General features: G+C 45.2%; 1 protein-coding gene and 1 pseudogene. One reads left to right on the top strand and one right to left on the bottom strand.

What is annotated here, in order from left to right:
• Nucleotides 1–113, top strand: a pseudogene (locus tag AC805_RS27320) (group 1 truncated hemoglobin); the annotation flags it as partial.
• A gap of 157 nt (nucleotides 114–270) precedes the next feature.
• Here AC805_RS27320 and AC805_RS09855 read toward each other — a convergent pair.
• A complete protein-coding gene (locus AC805_RS09855; protein ID WP_055075272.1) occupies nucleotides 271–1233 on the bottom strand; it encodes a hypothetical protein in 963 nt (320 codons plus the stop codon).
• Nucleotides 1234–1484 lie beyond the last annotated feature (251 nt).

The raw sequence follows: 1484 nt of genomic DNA, 5'->3' as shown, positions 1-1484 counted from the left end.
CGGAGGATTTGATCCTCACCCTCAGAGAAATGGGAGTATCCGACGAACTTATCGCCGAGGTCGCCGCAGTAGCCGCAGCCCCCCAACATAAAAAAGATGTATTAAACGGCTAAATATAACTACCATCCAAGTTAAGAAATGGCGTAGCCATTTCTTAACTTGGTATAACTCAAGCATTGCTACTCCCTTCCCACCGACATCAAAAAACAATAATTAGCGTTGCGGCGCGAAGCGCCGCAACGCTAATTATTCACTGGGAATGGAGTATCTCTAGAGAAGCTCTTTAAGCTTTACTTGATATTCTTCAGGGGTAATAGTCCCAGCCTTCAGTTCCTCGCTGAGCAATTGCACTTGCGGCTCGATCGCTTGTTTCTTGGCGGCGATCTCATCGGCTTTAGTTTTGTACATAGCTTCACCTTCTTTTTTCGCTTGCTTGAAGGCTTGGCGCAAGCTAAAGGCATCCATTTCACCACCAGAGGCGAAGTATTCATTGGCAACCTTGCCCAACGCCCAAGTACTTGCATAGGCAGTCGTCGCACCTACTACCATTCCGAATACAGGGACTAACTTCGCCAGATTGCTCACGGCAATTCTGGTACCTGTTATACCCAAACTACCAAATATTGCTTTGCGGAAATCTTCGCGGTTGCGGTCGTAGCCCCAACTTTGACCGATCGCTTGAGCGAGATCGAGTTGGTTCCAGTAGATCAACATATCAAAAGCGATCGCTACTCCTGGGATCGGAAAAGCACCTAAAACGGCATTTAAAAAGCAGGCATCGGTAGTGGCATTCTCGACTTCTATCGCCCGTTTGTCAGGATCGTCGATCTGACGAACTTGAGCGGAAATAGACGATTGCGTAGAGCGCCGTTCTAGGGTTTCTAGCCATTCCTGTTTGCCCCAAAGTTTAGAGCTAGTAAAGGTTGCACCAATTTTATCTAACAGTGCTTTTTCTTCGGAACTACACTCCCCATCAATGTTAGCCATTGCACAGGCAGATTGATACACCATTTCCTGAGCAACCTCGCTAGTGATTTTAGCGAGCAAGGTGTCAATAGGTTCATCGTCTTCATTCAACAGGCGATCGACGGTAATTCCTTCAGGCAAATGGATTTCATCAAAGGTATCGGCAAGACTGGATAGCTCTTCTTCGAGGAGTTTGCCATCGGCTTTTGCCATGCTTACCAAAATTTTAAAGCTTGCCAAAACTTCTTGCTGATTGACTACTGACATCAGATGCTTGCTCCTTTCCAGAAATTATCCTAGATGGTACCAGCGATCGCTATCTAAGTTTGTATAAAGGTAATCTCTAGAGATATAAATTACAGATTAGAAGCCGAAGAAAACCTAGAAGCAATAACACCTGCTTAGCAGGTTTTATAGTTGTTTTAAATAACTTGTAGACGGGCTTCGACTTCGCTCAGCCCTCGGTGTAAGCTAGCTGAGCGAAGTCGAAGCTGTAGTTTTTATTTGAATTATCTATA

This window comes from Pseudanabaena sp. 'Roaring Creek' (genome assembly GCF_001402795.1).
In the GTDB taxonomy this organism is placed as follows: Bacteria; Cyanobacteriota; Cyanobacteriia; order Pseudanabaenales; family Pseudanabaenaceae; genus Pseudanabaena.
Note: the sequence above shows the minus strand (reverse complement) of the source record. Positions and strands in the feature narration are given on the sequence as shown.

Coding starts and splice junctions, on each gene's coding strand:
- AC805_RS09855 (WP_055075272.1), bottom strand. CDS start 1,233: ATGTCAGTAGTCAATCAGCAAGAAGTTTTGGCAAGCTTTAAAATTTTG.